A 24287-nucleotide genomic window follows, 5' to 3' on the forward strand; every position below is an offset into this window, starting at 1 on the left:
CCGTTTCGGTGCGGAAAAGCTCCGCTTTTTTTATTGTAACATATAATCAGTCCTCTGTCACGCTGAATTCGGCTGTTTCGGCAATATTTTCATTGAATACGCAGTTGAATTCGCAGGAAAAGCCGTCCTTGCTCTCGCTGACGGTCAGGCTGCGGCTTACAGGCCGGCTGTCTGGACGTGAAAACGCCTCATACAGCAGCTCGTCGTTTCGGAAAATCTCCCGTGCAGCAGCCTTGTCGGTCGCGGCGTGCTTTTGCTCGAGCTCATGCGAGGTCTCAACGCTCGTTCCGACAGGCAGGACTGTGCCGTTGAGCACGAGAGAATTGTCGCGGACTGTCACCGTGCGGTACAGGCAGCTTCCGAAGCTCAGCGACGCGGGCAGCTCGAACCAGAGGAACCTCAGGCGCGTGCGGTCTATTTTATTTTCTGTTAAAGAATAATAATCGTACTGTTTGGGAATTTTTAATTCTCTATTGGAAATAACATCAGCGTAGATATCCGCGTCGGCGTGCATATATCTCACACATCCCTGCTTTGTCGGGTTGAAGCCGCTGACGATAAGCTCGCCCTTTGCGACTCCGCTGCCCTCCTTGACAGCGGCAAAGCCCTCGCGCACCTTGAGCTTTGTGATCACTCCGTCGGCGGACGCGACTATATTGCACGGCTCCATGCTCTGTATCTCGGGCTTCTGCGCCTTCTGACGCACCTCGACGTCGGCGGTGCAGCCCATAATATTGACGCTCACCCACGTTATGCCGTCGAGGTCGCGCAGGATATGCCGCTCTATCGGCTCAACATCGAGATTGCCGAGATACGTGCCGACCGAAATTCCGTTTTCGGCGAGAACGCGGCGTATCTGCTGCTCGCTCATGCTGTCCGCGCCGAGGATACGGTATGACCAGAGAAACTGCGAGAGCACCGCGATAAGAACCGCCCCCAGCGCCGCGCCGACGAACAGCCCGAGCCTGCCGCGGTACTTTCGAACAGCGAAGGGCAGACCGCGGCGCTTCGTCACCCTCATGCGGACTCTTGCCTTCCTCGCGAGCGGACGGACCCGGCGGTAATCGGACACCGACATTATTCCGCTGACTCCGCCTTCAACCGGACGCGGATCTGCGATATTCACTCCGCGCACGGCGGCGAGATTGAGCAGCCGTTCGGGAAACCTGCCCTTCGCCGTGAAGCCGACATAACCGCGGAACCATCTGACAACTCCGACTAACATACTCCCACCTCAGCTGATAAACTCGATTTTTGTGATGAAGCCCTCGATTTCGACGCACGAGCCCGAGATACAGCGCACGCTCAGCCCGCGTCCCTCGAACGAGAGCACCATGCGGTTCGTGCTGACCTTGATGTTGCTCGTTTCGTAGAGCAGGATCCCCGTTGAACCCTCGACGTTTACGCGGCGGTTGCCGCTCATCTCAATCAGCGGCGCAGTTCCGAGGTCGAGCTGCACCGCGCTGAGGTTCTTTTTCATAAAAGCATCTCCTTTTCGGGGAAAATTACCCCCTACGGGAAATATTTATGCGGCAGCGGTCATATATATTAGCGGTGATGTGATGTTTGCACGGATTTCCACGCGGCGTTTTGGAGCAATCGGCGCGGCGGTCACGGCTGCCCTTTGCTTTGCGCTGATGATCATTTTCCCGGAGGGCTGCAAAAAAGGCGCCGCCGAGGGACTGAACCTATGTCTCGGCGTGCTCGTTCCGTCGCTCTTCCCCTTTATGGCGGCGGCAGGACTGGCGGTGAAGCTCGGGCTGTGCAGGTTCGGCGGCAGCAGGCTTCCGCTCATGCCCGTCATGCTGCTATCGCTTATCGGCGGCTACCCTGTCGGCGCTAAAGCGGCTGCCGAGATGTACCGCAGCGGTCAGCTAAGTGAATCGCAGGCGAAAACCGCCGCCTACTGCCTTGTCTGCGCAGGGCCGGGATTTTTGCTAGGGTTCGTCGGCAGCATGTACGGCGACGAAACGGTCGGGCTGATTATCTACACGGCTCAGGCGGCTTCGGTCGTACTGCTCACCGTCGGAGCAAATATTCTTTTTCGGAATAATAAATCACCGGCTGCAGCTGTACGCTTCACGCCTCTGCCCTTCGGCACAGCTCTTGTTGAGGCGGCTCACGGCGCGGCGGTCAGCATGGTGAGTATCGGCGGTCTGGCGGTGCTGTTCGGCGCGTTCGGCGGCATACTCGATATTGTCATTCAGAATGAGGATGTGCGGCGGTACCTCTTGTCCTCGCTCGAGGTATGCACGGCGGTGAAGCTGGTCGGCGGCTGCCCGATAGAGTTCTGCGCTTTCGCTGTGGGCTTCGGCGGATTATGCGTGCACTTTCAGATTTTCGCCGCACTCGGCGAGCTGAAAATCAACAGGTTGTTATTTTTCTTTATCCGAATATTGCAAGGACTGATCACCGCTCTGCTGACACATTTCGGGCTGCGGCTCTTTGTCAGAAAGACGGCTGTGTTCTCGACGGCGGCGGTGGACAGTTCGGGCTTTTTCGGCGGCAGCGCGCTCTCGGGCGCGGCGCTGCTGACAGTCGCGGTGTGCTTTCTGTTCACACTGCGAAATCAACTCAGGAGGTAATTTTTATGTGCGGAATAGCGGGCTGGATCGAAAAGGACTGTATGATGACGGAAAGGCGCGAGACGCTGCAGGCGATGTCTGAAACTCTCACGCGGCGAGGCCCCGACGAAAACGGTATCTACCTCAACGGCGACGTCGCGCTTATACACCGCCGCCTTGTCGTTATCGACCGCGAGAACGGCAAACAGCCGATGGCGGCGCGTCACGGCGACGCGACATATGTCATCGTTTACAACGGCGAGCTGTACAACACCGAGGAGCTGCGTGAGGAGCTGCGCTCAAAGGGCTTTCACTTCCGCGGTCACAGCGACACGGAGGTCGTGCTAAAAGCCTTCATTCAGTACGGCGAGAGGTGCCCCGAAAAGCTCAACGGAATATTTGCCTTCTCCGTTTTCAACACGCGCGACAGGACGCTCTTTCTCTGCCGCGATAAAATCGGCGTAAAGCCGCTGTTCTATCATGAGTACGACGGCGGACTTATCTTCGGCTCCGAGATAAAAGCCCTGCTCAAAAGCGGAGTTGTCAAGCCGCAGATCGACGAACAGGGACTGAACGAAATATTCTTCCTCGGCCCTGCGAGAACTCCCTCGTGCGGAGTGTTTAAGGGCGTTTTTGAGCTGAACCCCGGTGAGTGCGCCGTCTACAAAAACGGGCGGCTCAGGCGCAGGACTTACTTCTCGATCGAAGCGCGAGAGCACGGCGAGAACGAGGCGGAAACTATCGAAACCACGCGGTACCTGCTGACAGACGCGATACAGCGGCAGCTAATCAGCGACGTGCCGAGGTGCCTATTCCTGTCTGGCGGCTTAGACAGCTCGATCATCGTCAAAACAGCCGCGATGTACCACCGAGAAAACCGCATGGGCAGGGTACACACCTACTCTGTCGAATACCGCGACAACGCGGAGTTCTTCCAAAAGAGCCTGTTTCAGCCGAACAAGGACTCCGACTACATCGGGCTGATGGTCAAGGACGCGGACACGAAGCACCGCGAGGTTATCCTCGACAACAAGCTCCTTGCAGACGCTCTTTACGACAGCGTTGAAGCGCGCGACCTGCCCGGGTACGCGGACGTCGACTCTTCGCTGCTGCTCTTTTGCCGCGAAATAAAGAAGGACTATACCGTCGCGCTCTCGGGAGAATGCGCCGACGAGCTCTTCGGCGGTTATCCGTGGTACCACAACAAGGACATTCTCTTTGAGGACTGCTTTCCATGGTCGCGGAGTCAGGACGTTCGGCGAAAGCTGCTCAAGAAGGGCTTACTGCCGCGCGGCGAGGAGTACGTGCGGCAGCGTTACCTCGACACGATCTCAATAGCGCCGAAGCTGAGCACAGACAGTAGGCTTGAAGCGAGAATGCGCGAGATGTTCTTCCTCAACTTCTATTGGTTCATGCAGTGCCTTCTCGAGAGAAAAGACCGCTGCTCGATGTACAGCGGTCTTGAGGTGAGAGTGCCGTTCTGCGACTACAGGCTCGTTGAGTACGCCTACAACATGCCGTGGAAGCTCAAGGCTTACGGCGGCAGAGAAAAGGGGATCGTGCGCAAGGCGTTTGAGGACGTTCTGCCAAAGGAGATCGCGTGGCGCAAAAAATCTCCGTACCCCAAAACCCACAACCCCGTGTACTTTGAGGAATGTGCCAAGCGCGTGCGGTTAATTCTGCAAAAGAATAATGTTCTCACCGAAATGCTCGACAAAAAAACGGTGGAGGATATTATCGAGAGTCCCGAGAGCGTTACAGAGCCGTGGTACGGTCAGTTGATGAAGGCTCCGCAGATCCTCGCGTACATCATTGAGCTTGATTACTGGTTCGAAAAATACGGTGTTGAAATCGTCGGCTGAGTGTGATAGAATAATGCCGAGGAAGTTGAACTATGAACAGAAAACGCTACGAAACAACTGTGCGGTTTTTTTCCGAGAACAAAACCGCTAATACATTTTTACTGATAATATACAAGGCGCTGCCGTACATCGTGTTCGTCGCCTACCCTGCCCTGCTGATCTACAAGTTCTTTGAGATCGGCTACGGGATAGAGTGGCAGAAGCTGATTCTGGTGCCGCTCGGTGTGCTGATTCTGGTAACGGTGATGCGAGTCGTGATCAACGAGGAACGCCCTTACGAGAAGTACGGCATGGACTCCGTGTTCCACAAGACAACCGTCCGCAAGAGCATGCCCAGCCGCCACACCGCGAGCGCGTACATCATCGCGATGACCTTTCTCAGCGTGAACCTTCCGCTCGGCATTGTCGCGCTGTGCTTCGCCTCAATGATCGAAGCGTCGCGCGTTATGGCAGGCGCGCACTTTATCCGCGACGTTGTCGTCGGCGCGCTGATAGGGATTACCGCGGGCGTGGTGTTTTATTTCATTCTATAAAAGAAAAAAAGAGGTAATGATCGGCAGAAGCCTTTCATTACCTCGTTTTATTTGTATTGCCCGCTCAGTTGCGCCCTGCGTGCGCACGAGCGATGGCTGAAAAAAGCGCACGCACAAGGTGCGCACGCTTTTTTATGCGAAAAATTATTATTACTTCTTGTCGAGTTCGCTTGTGCAGTGCGGGCATCTTGTAGCCTTGATGTCGATCTCGCTGCAGCAGAACGGGCAAACCTTTGTTGTGGGCGCTTCTTCGATTTCTTCCTTCTTCTTGAGAGAAGCGAGCTTGTTGAAGCCCTTAACGATCAGGAAGATGATGAACGCCATGATGATGAAGTTGATGATCGCGGCGATGAACGCGCCGAAATCGATCGGGTTGTCGGCGGGGCCGACCTTGAGCATGCTGGTCATCTCCTCGATGCTCTTGCCCGCGATCGTGCCGATGATGAGATTGATCAGCGGAGTGATGATCTTTTCGCAGAGTGCGGTTACGATCGCGTTGAACGCGCCGCCGATCATAACGCCGACTGCGAGGTCGAGCACGTTGCCGCGGCTGATGAATTCTTTGAACTCACCGAAGAATTTTTTCATTGATACTTTCCTTCTTTCCTCTTTTTTATAAATTAGCAGAAAACTCTGCCTGAATCCAATATTATTTCAGTATCGCCTTGTGGAATACCTTCTTGCCCTTCTTGATTACGACGAAGCCCTTTTCAAACGCTTCCTTCGTAACCCTTGCGGTAGCCTCGGTCACCTTCTCGTCGTCGAGCGATACGCCGCCCTGCTCGATAAGACGTCTGCCCTCTTTCTTTGATGGGATAAGTCCGCACTTTGAGAGCAGGTCGAGCACGCCGATTCCGTCGTCGCCGAAGTCTGCGTCCTCAAGCTCGGTTGAAGGCATGTTGTCGGTGTTCTGCTTGCTGCCGAACAGTGCGCGCGCTGCCTCCTGAGCCTTGTCAGCCTCTTCCTTGCCGTGGATCATCTCTGTCAGCTCGTGAGCGAGGATCTCCTTAGCCTTGTTGATCTCGCTGCCCTCGAGCTTTGAGAGCTCCTCGATCTCGTCGAGAGGCAGGAAGGTCAGCATCTTGAGGCACTTGACAACGTCCGCGTCGTCGATGTTGCGCCAGTACTGATAGAAATCATATGGGCTTGTCTTTTCGGCGTCGAGCCATACTGCGCCCGACTGTGTCTTGCCCATCTTCTTGCCCTCGGAATTGAGAAGCAGGTTGATAGTCATGGCGTAAGCGTCCTTGCCAAGCTTGCGGCGGATAAGCTCCGTACCGCCGAGCATATTGCTCCACTGGTCGTCGCCGCCGAACTGCATGTTGCAGCCGTAGCGCTGATAGAGAGCGTAGAAGTCGTAGGACTGCATGATCATATAGTTGAATTCGAGGAAGCTAAGGCCTCTCTCCATTCTCTGCTTGTAGCACTCTGCCGCGAGCATTCTGTTTACGGAGAAGCACGCGCCTACCTCGCGGAGAAGCTCTACGTAGTTGAGGTCGAGCAGCCACTCGGCGTTGTCAACCATCAGAGCCTTGCCGTCGGAGAAGTCGATAAAACGGCTCATCTGCTTCTTGAAGCACTCTACGTTGTGCTGGATCTGTTCCTTTGTGAGCATCTGGCGCATATCGGTACGTCCCGACGGGTCGCCGATCATTCCTGTACCGCCGCCGAGAAGCGCGATAGGCTTGTTGCCTGCCATCTGCAGGCGCTTCATCAGGCAGAGCGCCATGAAGTGGCCTACGTGAAGGCTGTCGGCCGTGGGGTCAAAGCCGATATAAAATACCGCCTTGCCTGTGTTGACCAGTTCTCTTATTTCTTCTTCGTCTGTTACCTGAGCAATCAGACCTCTTGCAATGAGTTCCTCATATACTCCCATCAATCTATTCCTTTCTTATACTGATTCCTTATAGAAAGCGGACTTGGATTTGCGAGGATATTTTTCGCAAGACAAGGCGAAGGACGCCGCAAGGCTGACGCCTTGCAAGGACGACAACGAAGTATTGCGAAAAACAGACCGCAAAGGCTGTCCGTTTTATATTAGGTATCAGTATTAGTTAATACTTTTATATTATAGCCTCTAAACACATTTCGGTCAAGGCTTTTTTAGTTAATAATGCATAATTTTCGGCGTTATTTGCGCAAAAGGCTATTTTTTCTTGCGCGAGTACCGCGAATACTTATTCTTTTTGGGCTTCTGTTTATCCGCCATTCCCGCGGGTGCCGTGACGAGGCATTTCTTGCCGCTGCCGATCAGATCGCGCCGTCCCGCCTTTATCAGCGCCTTGACAACGAGCGGCTTGTTCTCGGGTATGAAATACTGCAGCAGCGCGCGCTGCATAGCCTTCTCGCTCTCGGCTTTCGGCACGTAGACAGGCTCGAGGGTGTACGGGTCAAGCTCCGTGTAGAACATCGCCGTCGAGATCGTGCCCGGTGTGGGATAGAAGTCCTGCACCTGCTTCGGGTGGATATTCTCAGCCTTGCAGAACAAGGCAAGCTCTACCGCGTCCTTAAGGCGCGAACCGGGGTGGCTGCTCATGAGATACGGCACGACGTACTGATCCTTCTTTGCCCTGCCCGTAAGAGAGTAGAACCTGTCGCAGAAGCGTTTGTATACCTCGATATGCGGCTTGCCCATCTTGTCGAGAACCGCCGCCGAACAGTGCTCGGGCGCGACGCGGAGCTGGCCGCTGATGTGGTGCTTTATCAGCTCTGAGAAAAACTCGTCGCTCTCGTCCTCCATTAGGTAGTCAAAGCGGATTCCGCTGCGGATAAATACCTTCTTTATGCCGTCGAGCGAGCGCAGCTTTCGCAGCAAACCGAGGTATTCACTGTGCGACACCTGCATATTCGGGCACGGCGTCGGAGCCAAGCACTTGCGGTTCTTGCAGAGTCCGAGCCTGAGCTGCTTTTCGCAGGACGGCAGGCGGAAGTTTGCCGTCGGGCCGCCTACGTCGCTTATGTAGCCCTTGAAGCGCGGATTCTCAAGAAAGCTCTCGGCTTCCTTTATCACACTCTCCTCGCTGCGGACGGTGACGGCTCGCCCTTGGTGAAACGCGAGCGAACAGAAGTTGCACGCGCCGAAGCAGCCGCGGTTGTGAGTTATCGAGAACTCAACCTCCCTGACGCCCGGCACTCCGCCCTGTTTCTCGTAGCACTCAGGGTACCACCGCATATACGGCAGCGAATATACCCAGTCGAGCTGCCCGGTATCAAGCGGCGGCATAGGCGGATTTTGCAGCAGGAGGTAATTTCCGTGCCGCTGGATAAGCGTCTTTCCTCTGACCGCATCGGCTTCCTCGAGCTCTCGCCGTGCGGCGATCGCGTAGTCGCGTTTACTCTCGCGGACGCGCTCATATGAGGGCAGCTCGACCGCTGACTTCGGCACGTAGTCCTTCGTCCTCACCTTGAAGCAGGTGCCGCGGATATCCTGCAGCGCTTCAGCCGGGTAGCCTTCGCTTAGTCGCTTTGCGATCTCAACAGTCTGCAGCTCGCCCATGCCGTAGACGAGCAAATCCGCGCCGCTGTCAAAGAGTATCGACGGCATGACACTGTCGCTCCAGTAGTCGTAGTGCGCGAACCGCCGCAGAGAAGCCTCAAGTCCGCCGATGATTATCGGGCTGTCGGGGTAGCATTCTCTGACTTTGCGGCAGTAGACCGTGACCGCTCTGTCGGGACGTCTGCCGTTTTTGCCGCCTGCGGTGTAGGCGTCGTCGTGACGCTTGCGCTTGGCGACGGTGTAGTGGGCAACCATGCTGTCGATGTTTCCAGCCGACACCATGAAACCCAGACGTGGCCTGCCGAACTGTGTAAAATCACGCGTCTTCCTCCAGTCGGGCTGCGCGAGAAACGCCACGCGCATTCCGCAGTCCTCGAGCACGCGCGTGATTATCGCCGCGCCGAAAGAAGGGTGATCGACATAGCTGTCGCCGCTGACATATACAAAGTCAACTCCGTCCCAGCCGCGCGCCTTCACCTCGGCGGCGTTCATAGGAAGGAAAGCCATGTTGATCACCCCGTTTTTAATGTAAAATTGAAAATGAAAAATTGAAAGCTGCGGGCGGGCTATGCCCGCACCCGTTTTATTCTTCCCTGTTCTGCAGCGCGTTGCGGCGTTCAAGCCACTCGCTGTAGGTCATCAGAACGTCGCGCGGCTTTGAACCCTGGTGAGGGCCTACCACGCCGAGCTGTTCCATGTCGTCTATCATTCGTCCCGCTCTCGCGTAGCCGACCTTCAGGCGGCGCTGGAGCATGGACGTGGACGCTTGTCCCGACTCGATAACGAACTGGATAGCCTCTTCCATCTTGGAGTCGACGTCAAGACCGTCGTCGCCGCCGTCCGAGCCGCTCTTCTTGCCCTGGGCGATCTCCTCTGTGGCGATGCGCTTGATACTCTCCTCGATCTCGGCGTTGTACTCCGCTTTTGAGGACTTCTTGATGTAGCTCGTTACGCCCTCGATCTCTTCCTCGGAGGCGTAACAGCCCTGAACGCGGACGGGCTTGGGCGCGCCTACGGGCGAGAACAGCATATCGCCGCGTCCGATGAGCTTTTCGCCGCCGCCCGTGTCGAGAATCGTGCGGCTGTCCATGTTGGAGCTTACCTTGAGCGCGATTCGGCTCGGGACGTTCGCCTTGATAAGACCTGTGATTACGTTAACGGTCGGTCGCTGGGTCGCGAGAATAAGGTGCATGCCCGCGGCACGCGCCATCTGAGCCAGACGGCAGATGCTGTCCTCTACCTCGCTCGGCGCCGCCATCATCAAATCCGCGAGCTCGTCGATAGCGATAACGACGCGGCTCATCTTCTCCTTGGCGACGGGCAGTCCGCCAACCTCCATTACGGGCTGGACAAGCTCGCCCTCCTCGTTCTCAACGGGAGGATTCTCGCGCATATAGCGGATATTTTTTTCTATCAAAGAATTATAAGAGTCGATATCCTTGCAGTCGTACTCCGAGAATATCTTGTAGCGGTTGAGCATTTCGTTGACAGCCCAGCCCAGAGCCGCGGCTGCCTTCTTCGCGTCGGATACGATCGGCACGAGCAGGTGCGGAATGCCCTTGTACTTCGAGAACTCTACCATCTTCGGGTCGATAAGCAGCAGCTTGACCTCGTCGGGAGTCGCCTTGTAAAGAATCGAGATAAGAATTGAGTTTACGCAGACGGATTTACCTGAGCCTGTGGTACCCGCGATGAGCAGGTGAGGCATTTTCGCGATATCCGTGACGACAATATCGCCCGAGATGTCGCGTCCGAGCACCGCGGTCAGCTTGCTCTTTGAATTGCGGAACACGTCGGAATCGATCAGCTCGCGCATCGAAACCATGCTGACGACCTTGTTAGGCACCTCGATGCCGACAGCCGCCTTGCCCGGGATAGGCGCTTCTATTCGCACGCCGTTGGCGGCGAGGTTGAGCGCGATATCGTCCGAGAGGTTCGTGATCTTGCTGATTTTTACGCCCGGCGCGGGCTGCAGCTCGTAGCGTGTTACGGACGGGCCGCGGCAGATATTGACGATCTTCGCGTTTACGCCGAAGCTCTGGAGCGTGTCCACCAGCTTGCGCGAATTCTGCTCAAGCTCCTCGCGCGCGCTGAGGTCGTTGTTGTTTTCGTTGAGCCGCAGAAGCTGTATCGGCGGATAATGATAGACCTTCTTCTTTTCAACCGGCTGCTCCGCCTTGTAGCCGGCGTTGTCGAACTCCGACGGCTCAGCGGCAGGCTCTGCAGGCTTCTTGGGCGGCTCGCGCTTCGGCACCTCGACGGGCACGGTCTCGGGGTCAGCCTGAACCGCTCCCTGTGAGATGTGCTGCGAGCGCTTCTCCTGAGAGATATCGTCGGCGATATGCTCGACGGTCGAATCTGTATTGTGGTCGTAGGAACGCTCCGCGCGGCTGATGATATTTATCAGGTCGGTCGAAAGGTCAAGCTCGGAGGCGTTGCCCTCGTTGGAGTCGGAATAATCGACCTCGGTGTTGCTCTGCTCGACCTTCTCCTCGGGCACATCCCTGCGCTTGCGGCGCTTCTTCTTGGGGGAATCGAGCGGAATATCGATCGCGCCCGTATTCGACGGCGTGTACTGCGGAAAATCCGTCGCGTACCTGTCGTTTATGTACTCCTCCTGCTCGCGCTGACGGCGTTCCTCCTCGTCACGCTGACGTCGCTGCTCCATGCGCTCACGGTAGCGGCGGCGCTGTTCCTCGCCCGCACGCTTCGCGCGGTCCATTGTGCGGCTCGCGGCTCGCGCAACGTCCTTTACGCTGAGGTTGGTGAGGATAAATATCAGAACGGCGAGCGCGACTATGGTGAGAATAAGCGCGACCGTGCTGCCGCAGAAGAACGCGAGCGGATAGCCCAGAATGCCGCCAATCAGACCGCAGACAAGCGGAATGTAGCCCGTGTCGTTAAACGCGTCGAGGTAGAGGTTGCCGAGCGCCGCGAAGTAGTTCATATTCTGGTGCTTCGCGCCGCCGAGCATATAGACGAACGCGCCCGCGAAGAGTATCGTCAGCACGCACAGCGCGACCTTCGCCTCAAAGTGCGCGACGTACCTCTCTTTCTCATTCATCACGGTCATGTAGATGAAAAACGCGGGAATCAGCAGCATTCCCAGACCGAAGATGCCGAAGAAGAACGAGCGGATAGCCGTCCAGACGTTGCTGCCGGGAATGAATACCATCACGCCGAAGATTATCGCCAGAGCGACGTATAGTATCGACTTTATTCTCGGGCTGAGCCGCGGCTTCTGCGGCTGCGGCGATTTGCGCTTTGCGCGGGTGCGCGCGGCTGTTTTTGATTTAGCTGTAGATTTTTTTGACTGCTTTTTTGCTGCCAAAGCTGTCACTCCTATTTAGTTATCCTGCGACGGGCATCGGGAAAAGATTGTTTCCGATGGGCGCGCCTGTGAAGAGGTTGGTGCCGTTCATGATCTCGATGATTGAAACGACGATAAGTCCGATGCCGACTACCGCGGTGTAGACTACGAAAATGATCATCTTATCGGACTTGAGGAACCACTTGAAGATCCAGATAGCAAGGTAGCCGACTACCGCCGAGACCGCCATGCCAATAAGGGTGGGCACGAGCTCGACATTGGCGGAAGCGGGGTTCTTTACTACGTCGAGACCCTCCATAGCGGCTGCCGCGATGATTGCGGGAGTGCCGAGAACGAAGGTGTAGTCGAGAGCCTTCTGCTTGTTGATGCCGCGCATTTCACCGACCGCGAGGGTTGAGCCCGAACGCGAGATACCCGGGAAGATAGCCGCCACACACTGCATAAGACCGACGCAGAGCGCGTCGACTACGGTGTAGCTCTCTCTGCCCTTAGCACCCTCGGAGCTGCCCTTCATGTGCTTGAAGGAAACCTGAGAGTTGCGCTTGTTGCAGATGATGCCGACAAGAAGCAGGGCGCTCGTTACGCACAGCGAGATTGCCGTGACCAGAAGCACCGGCGACGCGGAAAATACGTCCGCGAGATCCTTGACCTTCATGCCTGTGCCCGGAATCGGGATAAACACCAGAACAAGCGGAAGAAGTCCGATGATGAGCATCATAATGAGGTTGCGCTCGTAGTTCATGTTCTTCCAGCTGAACTTGCCTGTGAAAATGTCCTTGAGCATGCGGAAAAACTCCACGATCAGGCTGCCGATCAGCTTGTGGTAAAAGATGATTACCGCGACAAGTGTGCCGATGTGAAGCATTACGTCGAAGAACAGGTTGCTCTCGCCGCTTACTCCCAGAATATGCTGGGTGATGGCGAGGTGGCCGCTGCTCGACACGGGCAGAAATTCGGTCAGACCCTGAACTACGCCCTGGATTACTGCGTCTAGAATTGTCATATGTAGCCTCCTTGGTTTTTGGGCAAACGCCGCTGCCGCTAAAGGAAACGGCGTTCGCGTTTTTATTGGTTGATTATGAGTTCATACAGCGCGTCTATCGCGTCGGAAACAGTGCCGACGCTGTCTATCAGACCCTCGCGCACCGCGTCCTCTCCATCGAGGATAGTTCCGACGTCGGTGACAAGCTCGCCCGTGTTTAGCACAAGCTCGCTGTAGCGCTCGGGTGTGATGCCTGAGTTTTCGACCACAAAGTTCGTTATCCTGTCCTGCATTCTGCGGAAATACTCAAAGGTCTGCGGCACTCCGAGCGTCAGCCCCGTTGTTCGCACGGGGTGGACGGTCATGGAAGCGCTCTTCGCGATAAAGCTGCGCTTCGCCGCTACAGCGAGCGGTATTCCGATAGAGTGACCGCCGCCGAGTACGATCGACACGGTCGGTTTTCTCAGCCCCGATATCACCTCGGCTATCGCAAGCCCCGCCTCGACGTCGCCGCCGACGGTGTTGAGCAGAATCAGCAGTCCGTCGATCCGCTCGTCCTGGGCGATCGACACGAGAAGCGGAAGAATATGCTCGTACTTTGTGGTTTTGCTGCGGTCGGAGAGCAGGTAGTGTCCCTCAACCTGACCGATTATCGTCAGGCAGTGTATTATCTTGTCCTTGTGGGCAAAGAGCATTGAGCCTGTGTCGGGAAGCTGGCACGGCTGACTCTCCTCATTCTCCGTCCCGGGCTCCATATCGCCCGGACAGCGTACAAATTCATCATCGCTTTGCAAAATCATTTTCTGTTTCGCACCTCCGCGGTTATTTTTCCCGAAAGGCGGACAGTAATGCATATGAGTTTCGCGAAAACGATATGAAACCATTTTGTATTATATCATCAAACGCATTCTTTTTCAAGATTTTCACGTTATATTTCTAATAAATAATAATTATTTTACGGAATTATTGTACTATTATTGTAATTATACAATTATGGAGTGAGTTTCTTTGGATTCCAACATAATAATGGGCGTCGTCATCGGTCTGCTCGTGCTGCTGTCGGCATTCTTTTCGGCGACCGAAACCGCGTTTTCCTTTGTCAACCGCATACGCGTCCAACATTCGGTTGAGAACGGCGACAAAAACGCGGAAAAGGTGCTGTACGTTATCGAGCACTTCGACAACGCCCTGACCGCTATACTTATCTGCAACAACATCGTCAACCTCGGCTGCTCGTCCATTGCGACGGTGCTCTGCCTGAGACTTTTCGGCGACGTAGGCTCCGCTATCGCCACAGGCGCGACCACCCTGCTGATCCTGACCTTCGGCGAGGTTATCCCGAAGTGTCTTGCTAAGGAGCACTGCGACGACTTCTCCGCAAAAACCGCGGGTCTGCTCAAATTCATCACCATCGTGCTCACACCTCTCGTTTTCATCTTCATGAAGCTGCGCTCGCTCGCGCTCAAAATCGCGGGCAAGAGCGAGGACGCTCCCTCCGTAACCGAAAACGAGCTGAAATACATCGTCGAGAGCATTGAGGAGGAAGGCGTTCTCGAGGAGAGCGAGAGCGAAATGGTTCGTTCGGCTCTCGACTTTGACGAGACGACCGCCGAGGAGATACTCACGCCGAGAGTCGACGTGGTTTTTATCAACATCGAGGACTCACAGCAGAAAATCAAGGACATCATCATCGAGAACCGCTACTCGCGTATTCCCGTCTATGAGGAAACGATCGACAATATCGTCGGCATTCTGCACACACGCGACTATCTCGAATGCCTCGCGGACGGCAAGGCTCCCGAGCTCAAGGAGATCATTCAGCCGCCGTTCTTCGTATTCAAATCACAGCAGCTCTCAAAGATCCTGAGCAACTTCAAGCGCACCAGAAACCACATCGCTATCGTCACCGACGAATACGGCGGCACGCTCGGTATCGTGACGATGGAGGATTTGCTCGAGGAAATTGTCGGCGATATCTGGGACGAGGACGAGGAAATCGAGCACACCTACTACAAAATCGGCAAGGACGAGTTCCTTGTCAACGGCGACATCGAGCTTGACGATATGCTCGCGCTCTTCAACATCGACGAGGGCGCGCTTGAAAGCGACTCCATCACCGTCGGCGGCTTCATTCTCGAGCACGCGGGCACTATCCCCAAAAAGCGCGAGAGCATTGAGGCTGACGGCTTCCGCTTCACCGTCATGGAGGTCGAGAATCAGCGCATCATGCGCGTTGTGGTCAAAAAGCTCGAGGAATCCGCAGAAGAGGAAGCGGAGTCATAATCAGCAATCTAAAACCAATACATACAAAAACAGGAAAGGTCTGAAAATTCAGCCTTTCCTGTTTTGTTATTTTGTATTGATATAGCTTACCGCCGCTGTTGCCGCGACCGCTCCGTCGGCGGCTGCGGTGACAAGCTGGCGCACTTCCTTAGTCCTGTTGTCGCCCGCGACGAAGATACCGTCCGTCTTTGTGCGGCAATCCTCGCCTGCGACCGCGTAGCCTGAGCCGTCAAGCTCGATGACGGACGCGAAGTCCCGGTTCTCGGGAGTCCTGCCGACCGCGACGAAGAGTCCGTCGACCTCGATTTTTCTCTCGGCTCCCGACTTATCCTCAACCGTCACAGCGCTGAGCTTCTTTTCAAAATGCAGCTCCTTTACGGTGCTGTTGAGCACGAACTCGACGTTATCGCGCTCTCTGAGCAGCGAAACCGAGGCTTCCTCGCCCCTGAAGGAATCGCGGCGGTGAATCAGATATACCTTTTCCGCGACGTCAGATAGATATAGCGCGTCCTCAAGGGCGGTGTTGCCGCCGCCCACTACCGCGACTGTCTTTTTGCGGTAAAACGCGCCGTCGCAGGTCGCGCAGTACGAGATACCCCTGCCGACGAGCCGGTCCTCGTTCTCAACGCCGAGCTTACGGTTCTCGCTGCCCGTCGCGATGATCACAGCCTTCGCGGTGTATTCGTTCTTCTTGGTTCGGACCAGCTTGTCCTCTCCCCTGTCAACGATTCCGAGAGCCTTCTCAAACTTGAACTCCGCACCGAGCTCTTTTGCCTGATTGTAAACGCCCGTTGCAAAGTCGAAGCCCGAAAAGTGAGCCGCCGCTGGGTAATTCTCGATGTCGGGGGTGTTGATAATCTGACCGCCGTAGCTCAGAGCCTCGAGCACGAGCACGGTCTTGGCGGCGCGGCGCGCGTAAATCGCGGCTGTCATGCCGGCGGGCCCCGCGCCGATTATGATTATATCATACATTACAAAAGCTCCTCAAGCGCCTCGCGGGGCTTTAAGCCGACGCTTCTGTCGACCTCCATGCCGTCCTTTATCAGCACTACGCAGGGAATCGCGCTCACGTCGAACTGCTCGGCGAGCTCGTCCTCCTCGTCAATATTGATCGATACGACCTTTACGTCCTGTCTGTCGTCTGAGATCTCCTCAAGAATCGGTCTGAGCATTTTGCAGGGACCGCACCAGTCAGCGTAGAAATCCGCCAACACGGGTCTGTCGGACTGTAATACTTCCTTCTCAAAGCTCGCGCCTGTAACTTCCAATACTGCCATATTTATCCTTCCTTTCAAATCAGCTTTGCTATATCCGCGTCGATGTCCTTCGGCGGACAGGTCGGGCTGTAGCGCTTTACCACATTGCCCTCACGGTCTACAAGAAACTTCGTAAAGTTCCACTTGATGTCGGAGTCAGCCTTGGCGCTCGTGCTCATCTTGGCTATCGCCTTCATCGTGAGCTTGTTTTTCACGCCCTTGACCTCCTCCGAGGGAGCCTGAGCCTTGAGGAACGTGTAAAGCCCGAGCTCGTTTTCGCCGTTTACTTCGCTCTTTGCCATCTGGTCAAACTGAGTCTTGAACCGCGCTGTGCAGAACTCGTGTATCTCCTCATCTGTACCCGAAGCCTGATTCGCGAACTGGTTGCAGGGTATGTCGAGCACCTCAAAGCCCTTGTCGTGGTACTTCTCATACAGCGCCTCAAGTCCCTCGTACTGCGGTGTGAAACCGCAGCCCGTGGCGGTGTTTACAACGAGCACCACCCTGCCGCGCCACTGTGCGAGGTCAAGCTCGCCGCCGCGGCGTTTCTTCAGCTTATAATCATAAAATCCCATTTGCTCATCTCCTTTGATTGTGTTCAATTAGATTGTATCAAATCTAATTCCATTTGTCAATAGTATTATGCAAATTTTTTCGCGGATTATAACAAGAGGCCTGACGAAACCGCCAAACCTCTCCGCGTATACATATCTTATATTTACGCCCACGGGTCAGAGCTCTCGGGCGGTCTTATTCCGACTAAAATGAACTGCTCCCAGAGATACCACCTGCCGTCCTTTGCAAGCCTGAGCTGCACCTGACGCGGACTGTCCGCGCCGCCCGAACGTATATGGAGCGTAGCGTAGTTCTCATTCTGATAGGAGTAAGGGTTCTCGCTGACGCGCACGCGGTACGGCTCCTGCGGCAGATAATCGTTCTGCGGAGTCGCGCCCTCAAAGTACGAGCGCGGCACATAGTCGCCGTCGCGGAAGCGATCCATTATGAAGCTCTTGTCGTAGCCGCTGAGCGGTCTCGGCCCGCGAAGATATTCTATCATCGAAAGTGACAAATCGGGGTTATCGGGGTAGTAGCAGAACGCGAGCACAGTAAGCGCCGCAGTGTCAAACGGAGTCGCAAGGCGCGCCTGCGGTAATGACAAAAAATCCTCAAAGCTCTCGGGAAGCTTTTCAAAAACGATCTCCTCTGTACGGTTGCTGTCCGAAGAATATCCCGACGGCTTCGGCGCGGATTTGTTCACGCTGTCAAAAAGTCCCATCTGTCAATTCCTCCTTCTCATTCTTACTGATACTATTGTACAACTAAACTCTGTGAAAATCAACAGCTTTATCGTTAAAGCCGGATAATTTCGCGCATTCCGAAAAGCTGTCATTATGCACAAATCGCACAGAAGGAATTTGACGAAGCAGCACCCAAACGGGCGGAAATCGCGCAGAGATTTTCAAAAGGGCGCAGATTTGCTAATAAAAAATACAAAAGCACCTTGTAAACCGCCGGAATTTATGTTACAATTTAAGAAATATATAATCATCAATAAAAACGAAAGTGAGGAAAATCTTATGGAAATCACCAAAGACATCCGCTATGTGGGCGTTAACGACCACAAAATCGATTTGTTTGAGGGTCAGTACGACGTTCCCAACGGCATGGCGTACAACTCCTACGTGATCCTTGACAGCAAAATCGCCGTCATGGACACCGTTGACCGCAACTTTACCCACGAGTGGCTCAACAACCTCGAGGACGCTCTCGGCGACCGAAAGCCCGACTACCTCGTTGTTCAGCACATGGAGCCCGACCACTCCGCGAATATCTTCAACTTCATGAAGAACTACCCCGACGCGACTATCGTATCATCGGCAAAGGCGTTCAACATGATGCAGAACTTCTTCGGCACCCAGTTTGAGGAGAGAAGAATCGTCGTCGGCGAGGGCGATACCCTCGAGCTCGGCGAGCATACCCTGACCTTCGTCACCGCTCCGATGGTTCACTGGCCCGAGGTCATCGTGACCTACGACAGCAAGGATAAGGTTCTCTTCTCGGCGGACGGCTTCGGCAAGTTCGGCGCGCTCGACGTTGATGAGGACTGGGCTTGCGAGGCAAGACGCTACTACATCGGCATCGTCGGCAAGTACGGCGCTCAGGTTCAGAACCTGCTCAGGAAGGCCTCTAAGCTCGACATTCATATCATCTGTCCGCTTCACGGTCCCATTCTCACCGAGAACCTCGGCTACTACCTCGACCTCTACAACACATGGTCAAGCTACTCTGTTGAGAGCGAGGGCATTATGATCGCCTACACCTCCGTTTACGGCAACACAAAGAAGGCAGTAGAGCTGCTCGCCGAAAAGCTCAGAGTCAAGGGCTGCCCGAAGGTAGTTGTAAACGACCTCGCGCGCGAGGATATGGCTGAGTGCGTTGAGGACGCGTTCCGCTACGGCAGGATCGTTCTCGCGACCACCACCTACAACGCCGAGATCTTCCCCTTCATGCGCGAATTCATCAACCACCTCACCGAGCGCAACTTCCAGAACAAGACTATCGGTCTTATCGAGAACGGCTCGTGGGCTCCTCTCGCGGCAAAGACGATGAAGAAGATGCTCGAGGGCTGCAAGAACCTCGAGTTCACCGACACCACCGTCCGCATTATGTCCGCGCTCAACGACCAGAGCAAGGAACAGCTCGAGAACCTCGCGAACGAGCTCTGCAAGGATTACCTCGCCCAGCACGACGAGACCGCCGACAAGAACGACCTCACCGCGCTCTTCAACATCGGCTACGGCCTGTATGTAGTTACCTCCAACGACGGCAAGAAGGACAACGGTCTTATCGTCAACACCGTCACCCAGGTCACCAACTCGCCGAACCGCATCGCGGTCTGCATCAACAAGCAGAATTACTCCCACCACGTTATCAAGAACACGGGCATTATGAACGTCAACTGCCTGTCCGTTGAGGCTCCGTTCAAGGTATTCGAGACCTTCGGCTTCCAGAGCGGCAGAAACGTCGACAAGTTCAAGGACTGCGAGCCTCTCCGTTCCGACAACGGCCTCGTATTCCTGCCCAAATATATCAACTCCTTCATGTCGCTCAAGGTTGAGGACTACATCGACCTCGACACCCACGGTATGTTCATCTGCATCGTCACCGAGGCGAGAGTCACCTCCGACAAGGAGACCATGACCTACACCTACTACCAGAACAACGTCAAGCCCAAGCCCCAGACCGAGGGCAAAAAGGGCTGGGTATGCAAGGTTTGCGGATACATCTACGAGGGTGAGGAGCTTCCCGAGGATTACATCTGCCCGCTCTGCAAGCACGGCGTTGCCGACTTCGAGCCTATCGAATAAAATCCATTTAAATGCCAAGACCGACGCGGTAAAACGCGCCGGTCTTTTTTCGTTCATTTTTCAATACTACTACCAAACCCAGAAGGTTTTGCCTGTAACGCCCGCTCCCTCAAAGATGTCTGCGGAGTACTTCTGAATGGCTGTGGCGTCGGTCACACTCACAACGCCGTCGCCGTTCACGTCGGACGCAAAAAGCGTGCGGGTGTCGGGAGTTTCCATCTCGGCGGCGATTTTCTGAATCGTTGTCGCGTCGTTGACGTCAACCTCGCCGCTGCCGTCCGCGTCGCCCATCTTTACGAACTCAAAGTCGTAATCGCCGTAGAACTGCGACGACAGCCATGCCGCGCGGCTGTAGCACCAGTCGGAAGCGTAATTATACATATCGTAATAGCTGTTCTGGTTGTAGGTCTTGGGCATCTTCATCAGCTCAACGCCCTTATCGTCAATGGTGAAACCGAGATAATCGAGCGTCGTGTGGTCGGCGACCCAGCCGCTTGTTCTGAGCAGCCAGCCGCTCCTGTAGTTCATCTCGGCGCTGCTGCTGAGCAGGTTGAAGTAGCCGTTGCGCGTGTACAGCTCGCCGTCGATCTTCGCGCTCGGAAACAAGCCGTAGAAGTGATATAGCGCCGGCATGAAGCTCTCGAACCAGATCCTCGGCGCCGCCTCCTGAACCTCGGTGTTCAGCGAGATCCTCGCCATGATGTTGGATGGAGTCTTTGTGCCCTTCGGAGTGCCCTTGTAGCGGCACCACCAACCCGTCGGCTCCTCGTAATCGGTAACGCCGAAATTCTTAAGGTCGCGAGTAACGCCTGTCGCGTTGCCGAGGGAGTTGTCGTAATCCCACACGGGCGAGCCGTAAAACTTATACTTGCCGTTTTCGTCTGGCTTGTAGGTAAAGAAGGTGCTCGAAACGCCGCTGTCCCAGTTCTTGCCGAGCTCGTTGATGAGATACAGCTTCGTCACGGAATCAACATCAGCGTAATCAGAGAGCATCATCAGCTTTGAAGAGGTCGCGTTGTAGAACTTGTCGAACTTGCTCTTGACATACGCCTTTACCTCCTCGTAATACGGCTGACCCTCCTCAATTTCGGGAGATTTGATCGTTACCTTGAGTCCCTTTGTGCTGATATAGTAGTCGCCGTCGCCCGCGCTCGCGTCGACCTCCGCGATAAACGCGAAGTTGTCCTTCAAGGTGCCGTCCTCGTTGAGGTAGCCCTCGTCGTCGACCTCGGGTACAAGGCTGCCCGGCTCGACCTTCTCGCACATCTGGTAGCTGCCCCGGTAGAAGCCGTTGACATAGAAATCCACAAACCGTGAATCGGATGCGTAAGGCAGTCCGACCGCGTCGGAAAGATCATATAGAATGCGGTTGCGAGCGAGTGAATCGTCCTGATAGTTCGCAAGAATGGAGTATTTCTTGTTCTTCTCCATGCCCGCGATGCTGACCTTCTTGTCGTAGGTGATGTTGTAACCCTTCTTCGGCTTGTCCCACGAGGTATTGCCTCTGCCCTTTATCTTCTTGATCGGGGTGTTGTCGACCTTGCCGTTGGGAGTGACGATCGCGCCCGTCGCCTTCGCGGAAAGGCTCTTGTCTGAGTTAAGATAGCTCATCAGGTCGGTGCCTTCGCCGTCGGCGTCGCTGTTGTTTATATAAATCGCCGCCTCAGCGCCCGACTTCATCACGCGCAGGGTATAATCCTTTCCGTCAGCGCTGACGGAATAGCTTTCGTCCATGCTGTAGGGTACCTCGGCTGTGGTCTGAGAAGCGATGTCAACTCCGTTGACCGTTACGCTGCCGTCAAAACCGTTGAAAACGTCTATCATGTCACCGTTCGCCGACGAGGGCAGGAAGAAATACTTCTCGTCGGAGCTTATCTCGTTAAAATCCTCGTCGTGGACGCACTGCCATCGCTGCCACGCCTCGCCGTCGTCAGAACCGAGAACCGCGTGGACATACAGAGCCGCGTCCGTCGTAAAGCCCGTGGGCTTGCCGCTGTCGGCAGCCGAAACAGGTACCGCCGAAAACGCGCCGAGCGTCAGGATCGCTGTCAGTAATAACGCCATTATTTTTTTCATTTTCATTCCCCCTTTGCATTATGATTATATCACAAAAATCAGCATTTATCAACATGAAAAACCGTTGAAAAACAATCCGCGTTATGATAGAATGAAAAGAGAAATAACTACGGGCAGGTGCGCTTATGAAAAAGTACATTTTGGCTCTCGACGAGGGTACTACCAGCGCGAGAAGCATACTGTTTGACAGGAACCAGAACGTCGTCAGCGTGTCGCAGCACGAGCTGCCGCAGATCTTCCCTCACGCGGGCTGGGTCGAGCAGAACCCGATGGATATATACGCCAACCAGTACGCCTCGATGACCGAATGCGTCGCCAAAAGCGGCATTTCACCCGATGAGATCGCGGGGGTCGGCATCACTAACCAGCGCGAAACCGCCGTTGTCTGGGAAAAGAGCACGGGCAAGCCCGTCTGCAATGCGATCGTCTGGCAGTGCCGCCGCACCGCAGATATCTGCGACAGGCTCGTTGAGGACGGATACAGCGATTATATCCAGCAGACGACGGGTCTGAAAGCGGACGCGTATTTCAGCGGCACAAAGATTAAATGGATACTCGACAACGTACCGGGCGCGCGCGAAAAGGCTGAGAACGGCGAGCTGCTTTTCGGCACAGTCGACACATGGCTCGTGTGGAAGCTGACGGGCGGAAGGGTTCACGTTACCGACCGCACCAACGCCTCGCGCACAATGCTGTATAATATTCACACGCTTTCGTGGGATACTAAACTCTGCAGACTGCTCGGCATACCCATGAGTATGCTGCCCGAGGTCAAAAGCAGCAGCGAGATCTACGGCGAAACCGAGATCATGGGCGCGAAGGTGCCTATCTGCGGCATCGCGGGCGACCAGCAGGCGGCGCTCTTCGGTCAGGGCTGCTTTGACGCGGGCGACATTAAGGTCACCTACGGCACGGGCTGCTTCCTCCTCGCAAACACGGGTCACGAGCCTGTGCAGAGCCGCCACGGACTGCTCACCACGATTGCCGCCACCGAGAAGGACAGAGCGGTCGAATACGCGCTCGAGGGCAGCGTTTTCACCGGCGGCGCCGTCGTTCAGTGGCTGCGCGACGGTCTGAGGATAATCTCGGACTCGAAGGACACGGATTACTTTGCCCAAAAAGTCAGGAGCAGCAACGGAGTGTACGTCGTGCCCGCGTTCTCGGGTCTCGGCGCTCCGCACTGGAACATGAGAGCGAGAGGTATCATCACGGGGCTGACGATGGGCAGCACCCGCGAGCACATTATCCGCGCGGCGCTTGAGTCGATCGCATACCAGACCGACGACGTTATCGCCGCTATGGGCAGCGACACAGGCAGGAAAATCACCTGTCTGCGCGCGGACGGCGGAGCTTCGGCGAACAGCTTCCTGATGCAGTTCCAGTCGGATATCTCCGACACTCAGGTTATCCGCCCGAGCCAGAAGGAAGCCACAGCGGCAGGAGCCGCGTTCCTCGCGGGACTTGCCGTCGGGTTCTGGGAGAGCCGTGAGGAAATCATGAAAAACGCCTCGGCTGAGAGCGTTTTCAAGCCCGCAATGGACAAAAACGAACGAGAAAAACTGCTCGGCGGCTGGCACAGCGCCGTTAGAGCGTGTACGGGGGTAACAAATGATTGATGTAATTGAAAAACGCTTTCCGTCCTCTGACGAAAAGCACGAGCTGTACGCGAGAATATATCTGCCCGAGGGCGAGGTCAAGGGACTTTTCCACGTCGTTCACGGCATGATTGAACACATAGGCAGATACGACGGCTTTATGCGCGTCATGGCTGAGAACGGCTGGATCTGCTACGGCTACGACAATCTCGGCCACGGCAAAACCGCCGCCGACAGCAGCGAGCTCGGCTACATGGGCGGCTACCGCTACCTGCTCGCGGACGTGCGCCGCTTCACCGCCGAGATGAAAAACGACTACGGCGACGACCTGCCCTGCATTCTCATGGGTCACAGCATGGGCTCGTTCATCGCGCGCTGCACCTTCACAAACAAGCTCTGGGACAAGCTGATCATCATGGGTACCGCCGGTCCGAACCACGCGTCGTACTTCGGTACCTCGCTGCTTGACCGACTTATTGCGACCAAGGGCAAGCGGTACATCTCAAAGACTATCGAAAAAATGATGTTCGGCACCTACAACAACCACTTCGACGAGGAGGACGCTCACGCTTGGCTGAGCAGTATCAAGGAAACGCGCGACCTGTATCACGCCGACCGCTACTGCGCCTTCCATTTCTGCGTAGACTCTATGAACGACCTGCTGCAGATGCTGCAGATCTGCAACCGCAAGGCGTGGTTCTGCCGCGAGGAGCTTAATGTGCCGATCTTCCTGCTCTCGGGCAGCGAGGATCCCGTCGGCAACTACGGCAAGGGCGTTCAGGAGGTCTGTAAGAAGCTCCTGAGGTACGGCAAAAACGCACAGATGAAGCTCTACCCGAACTGCCGCCACGAGGTTCTTAACGACACCTGCCGCGACGAGGTCATCAGGGATATTCTGGTGTTTGCCGAGAGATAATATTCTATAAAAGAAATAACGGAAG

20 protein-coding genes are annotated in these 24287 nt (G+C 55.4%); 7 read left to right on the forward strand and 13 right to left on the reverse strand.

All coding sequences use genetic code 11. The annotated features are described in order from the left end of the window. Positions 1 to 46 precede the first annotated feature (46 nt). Together AB1I49_RS08685 and AB1I49_RS08690 are read right to left on the reverse strand one after the other, a co-directional pair. Positions 47 to 1225, reverse strand: a complete 1179-nt coding sequence (locus AB1I49_RS08685; RefSeq protein ID WP_407720746.1) for a sporulation protein YqfD — start codon at positions 1223 to 1225, stop codon at positions 47 to 49. Positions 1226 to 1234: 9 nt separating this feature from the next. Further along, positions 1235 to 1480, reverse strand: a complete 246-nt coding sequence (locus AB1I49_RS08690) for a YabP/YqfC family sporulation protein (RefSeq protein ID WP_186834312.1) — start codon at positions 1478 to 1480, stop codon at positions 1235 to 1237. 82 nt (positions 1481 to 1562) lie between these two features. Between AB1I49_RS08690 and AB1I49_RS08695 the strand changes: the two genes are divergently transcribed. Genes AB1I49_RS08695 through AB1I49_RS08705 form a run of 3 tightly spaced genes read left to right on the forward strand, consistent with a single transcriptional unit; the run spans position 1563 to position 4959 of the window. Further along, the gene (locus AB1I49_RS08695; protein ID WP_186834313.1) at positions 1563 to 2585 is read left to right on the forward strand and encodes a hypothetical protein; all 1023 of its coding nucleotides are present in this window, start codon (positions 1563 to 1565) and stop codon (positions 2583 to 2585) included. Between the two features lie 5 nt (positions 2586 to 2590). Next, positions 2591 to 4426, forward strand: a complete 1836-nt coding sequence (asnB, locus tag AB1I49_RS08700; protein ID WP_407720747.1) for an asparagine synthase (glutamine-hydrolyzing) — start codon at positions 2591 to 2593, stop codon at positions 4424 to 4426. A 32-nt stretch (positions 4427 to 4458) separates the two neighbouring features. Beyond that, the gene (locus AB1I49_RS08705) at positions 4459 to 4959 is read left to right on the forward strand and encodes a phosphatase PAP2 family protein (protein WP_316609557.1); all 501 of its coding nucleotides are present in this window, start codon (positions 4459 to 4461) and stop codon (positions 4957 to 4959) included. 150 nt (positions 4960 to 5109) lie between these two features. Here AB1I49_RS08705 and mscL read toward each other — a convergent pair whose 3' ends face one another. The 6 genes from mscL to AB1I49_RS08735 all read right to left on the reverse strand — a co-directional run bounded on the left by mscL (position 5110) and on the right by AB1I49_RS08735 (position 13568). Then, the gene (mscL, locus tag AB1I49_RS08710) at positions 5110 to 5547 is read right to left on the reverse strand and encodes a large conductance mechanosensitive channel protein MscL (RefSeq protein ID WP_186834316.1); all 438 of its coding nucleotides are present in this window, start codon (positions 5545 to 5547) and stop codon (positions 5110 to 5112) included. A gap of 61 nt (positions 5548 to 5608) precedes the next feature. Further along, entirely contained in the window at positions 5609 to 6835 is a 1227-nt protein-coding gene (gene tyrS / locus AB1I49_RS08715) for a tyrosine--tRNA ligase (protein WP_186834317.1), read from the reverse strand. A 270-nt stretch (positions 6836 to 7105) separates the two neighbouring features. Next, positions 7106 to 8962 (reverse strand): YgiQ family radical SAM protein, encoded by a 1857-nt coding sequence (locus AB1I49_RS08720; protein ID WP_407720748.1) that lies wholly within the window; start codon positions 8960 to 8962, stop codon positions 7106 to 7108. Positions 8963 to 9038: 76 nt separating this feature from the next. Then, entirely contained in the window at positions 9039 to 11786 is a 2748-nt protein-coding gene (locus AB1I49_RS08725) for an FtsK/SpoIIIE family DNA translocase (protein ID WP_407720749.1), read from the reverse strand. A gap of 19 nt (positions 11787 to 11805) precedes the next feature. Then, complete coding sequence (locus AB1I49_RS08730; RefSeq protein ID WP_407720750.1) at positions 11806 to 12789, reverse strand: undecaprenyl-diphosphate phosphatase; 984 nt, start codon at positions 12787 to 12789, stop codon at positions 11806 to 11808. Positions 12790 to 12851: 62 nt separating this feature from the next. Then, positions 12852 to 13568: a ClpP family protease gene (locus AB1I49_RS08735; protein WP_399552654.1), complete on the reverse strand. Its 717-nt coding sequence runs from the start codon at positions 13566 to 13568 to the stop codon at positions 12852 to 12854. Between the two features lie 208 nt (positions 13569 to 13776). On the opposite strand from AB1I49_RS08735, the gene AB1I49_RS08740 reads away from it, so the two are divergent. Further along, positions 13777 to 15051, forward strand: a complete 1275-nt coding sequence (locus AB1I49_RS08740) for a hemolysin family protein (RefSeq protein WP_186834320.1) — start codon at positions 13777 to 13779, stop codon at positions 15049 to 15051. 66 nt (positions 15052 to 15117) lie between these two features. On the opposite strand, the gene AB1I49_RS08745 is transcribed toward AB1I49_RS08740, so the two are convergent. The 4 genes from AB1I49_RS08745 to AB1I49_RS08760 form a co-directional block, all read right to left on the reverse strand. After that, a complete protein-coding gene (locus tag AB1I49_RS08745; RefSeq protein ID WP_407720751.1) occupies positions 15118 to 16023 on the reverse strand; it encodes an NAD(P)/FAD-dependent oxidoreductase in 906 nt (301 codons plus the stop codon). Then, positions 16023 to 16328, reverse strand: coding sequence for a thioredoxin (trxA, locus tag AB1I49_RS08750; protein ID WP_186834322.1), 306 nt, complete (start codon positions 16326 to 16328; stop codon positions 16023 to 16025). The genes AB1I49_RS08745 and trxA overlap by 1 nt, the downstream gene beginning before the upstream one ends. Positions 16329 to 16342: 14 nt before the next feature. Further along, positions 16343 to 16882 carry a glutathione peroxidase gene (locus AB1I49_RS08755; protein WP_186834323.1) on the reverse strand — a complete coding sequence of 180 codons (540 nt, stop codon included), beginning with the start codon at positions 16880 to 16882 and terminating at the stop codon, positions 16343 to 16345. A 143-nt stretch (positions 16883 to 17025) separates the two neighbouring features. Then, complete coding sequence (locus AB1I49_RS08760) at positions 17026 to 17583, reverse strand: DUF6935 domain-containing protein (RefSeq protein WP_186834324.1); 558 nt, start codon at positions 17581 to 17583, stop codon at positions 17026 to 17028. Between the two features lie 301 nt (positions 17584 to 17884). Here AB1I49_RS08760 and AB1I49_RS08765 point away from each other — a divergent pair, with 301 nt between their 5' ends. Further along, complete coding sequence (locus tag AB1I49_RS08765; RefSeq protein ID WP_186834325.1) at positions 17885 to 19675, forward strand: flavin reductase; 1791 nt, start codon at positions 17885 to 17887, stop codon at positions 19673 to 19675. A 69-nt stretch (positions 19676 to 19744) separates the two neighbouring features. Here AB1I49_RS08765 and AB1I49_RS08770 read toward each other — a convergent pair whose 3' ends face one another. Next, a complete protein-coding gene (locus AB1I49_RS08770; RefSeq protein WP_407720752.1) occupies positions 19745 to 21751 on the reverse strand; it encodes a CotH kinase family protein in 2007 nt (668 codons plus the stop codon). A gap of 125 nt (positions 21752 to 21876) precedes the next feature. On the opposite strand from AB1I49_RS08770, the gene glpK reads away from it, so the two are divergent. Both glpK and AB1I49_RS08780 read left to right on the forward strand, forming a co-directional pair. After that, on the forward strand, positions 21877 to 23367 hold the full coding sequence (glpK, locus tag AB1I49_RS08775; protein WP_186834327.1) for a glycerol kinase GlpK: 1491 nt from the start codon (positions 21877 to 21879) through the stop codon (positions 23365 to 23367). Continuing rightward, on the forward strand, positions 23360 to 24262 hold the full coding sequence (locus AB1I49_RS08780) for an alpha/beta fold hydrolase (protein WP_407720753.1): 903 nt from the start codon (positions 23360 to 23362) through the stop codon (positions 24260 to 24262). The genes glpK and AB1I49_RS08780 overlap by 8 nt, the downstream gene beginning before the upstream one ends. Positions 24263 to 24287: the final 25 nt, after the last annotated feature.

The organism is Ruminococcus sp. NATIVEDY160, assembly GCF_045819885.1.
Classification (GTDB): domain Bacteria; phylum Bacillota; class Clostridia; order Oscillospirales; family Acutalibacteraceae; genus Ruminococcoides.

Coding starts and splice junctions, on each gene's coding strand:
- trxA (WP_186834322.1), bottom strand. CDS start 16,328: ATGGCAGTATTGGAAGTTACAGGCGCGAGCTTTGAGAAGGAAGTATTA.
- AB1I49_RS08690 (WP_186834312.1), bottom strand. CDS start 1,480: ATGAAAAAGAACCTCAGCGCGGTGCAGCTCGACCTCGGAACTGCGCCG.
- AB1I49_RS08780 (WP_407720753.1), top strand. CDS start 23,360: ATGATTGATGTAATTGAAAAACGCTTTCCGTCCTCTGACGAAAAGCAC.
- AB1I49_RS08705 (WP_316609557.1), top strand. CDS start 4,459: ATGAACAGAAAACGCTACGAAACAACTGTGCGGTTTTTTTCCGAGAAC.
- asnB (WP_407720747.1), top strand. CDS start 2,591: ATGTGCGGAATAGCGGGCTGGATCGAAAAGGACTGTATGATGACGGAA.
- AB1I49_RS08760 (WP_186834324.1), bottom strand. CDS start 17,583: ATGGGACTTTTTGACAGCGTGAACAAATCCGCGCCGAAGCCGTCGGGA.
- mscL (WP_186834316.1), bottom strand. CDS start 5,547: ATGAAAAAATTCTTCGGTGAGTTCAAAGAATTCATCAGCCGCGGCAAC.
- AB1I49_RS08720 (WP_407720748.1), bottom strand. CDS start 8,962: ATGGCTTTCCTTCCTATGAACGCCGCCGAGGTGAAGGCGCGCGGCTGG.
- AB1I49_RS08695 (WP_186834313.1), top strand. CDS start 1,563: ATGTTTGCACGGATTTCCACGCGGCGTTTTGGAGCAATCGGCGCGGCG.
- AB1I49_RS08765 (WP_186834325.1), top strand. CDS start 17,885: ATGGAAATCACCAAAGACATCCGCTATGTGGGCGTTAACGACCACAAA.
- AB1I49_RS08755 (WP_186834323.1), bottom strand. CDS start 16,882: ATGGGATTTTATGATTATAAGCTGAAGAAACGCCGCGGCGGCGAGCTT.
- AB1I49_RS08745 (WP_407720751.1), bottom strand. CDS start 16,023: ATGTATGATATAATCATAATCGGCGCGGGGCCCGCCGGCATGACAGCC.
- AB1I49_RS08730 (WP_407720750.1), bottom strand. CDS start 12,789: ATGACAATTCTAGACGCAGTAATCCAGGGCGTAGTTCAGGGTCTGACC.
- AB1I49_RS08685 (WP_407720746.1), bottom strand. CDS start 1,225: ATGTTAGTCGGAGTTGTCAGATGGTTCCGCGGTTATGTCGGCTTCACG.
- glpK (WP_186834327.1), top strand. CDS start 21,877: ATGAAAAAGTACATTTTGGCTCTCGACGAGGGTACTACCAGCGCGAGA.
- AB1I49_RS08735 (WP_399552654.1), bottom strand. CDS start 13,568: ATGATTTTGCAAAGCGATGATGAATTTGTACGCTGTCCGGGCGATATG.
- tyrS (WP_186834317.1), bottom strand. CDS start 6,835: ATGGGAGTATATGAGGAACTCATTGCAAGAGGTCTGATTGCTCAGGTA.
- AB1I49_RS08770 (WP_407720752.1), bottom strand. CDS start 21,751: ATGAAAAAAATAATGGCGTTATTACTGACAGCGATCCTGACGCTCGGC.